At 66.5% G+C, this 239-nt stretch carries 1 protein-coding gene; it reads right to left on the minus strand.

Annotation, left to right across the window (positions count from 1 at the left end; genetic code table 11):
• Window positions 1-239 (minus strand): hypothetical protein (locus tag RMT89_RS45260; protein ID WP_315889572.1); only part of this gene is annotated, 239 nt, incomplete at both ends.

The raw sequence follows: 239 nt of genomic DNA on the forward strand, positions 1-239 counted from the left end.
GGCCACGGTCGCCTGCGTCAGGTTGCACGCCGTGGTGCCGGCGTTGCACGCCAGCACGCCGGTTTGGTCGTAGAACGTCTTGATCAGGCAGGTGCCCGAGGTGGCGCAGTTGTTGGAGCCGAGCGTGCCGGGATTGTTGAGCTTGCCGGTCGTGGCGTTGGTGGCGATGTCGGCGCAGTTCGCGCCGGTGTTGTCGCAGAGATTGATGGCGGCGTTGCCCGCTTTGGCCAGGCTGAAGG

Origin of the sequence: Streptomyces sp. P17 (genome assembly GCF_032436805.1) — a bacterium.
Taxonomy (GTDB): Bacteria; Actinomycetota; Actinomycetes; order Streptomycetales; family Streptomycetaceae; genus Streptomyces.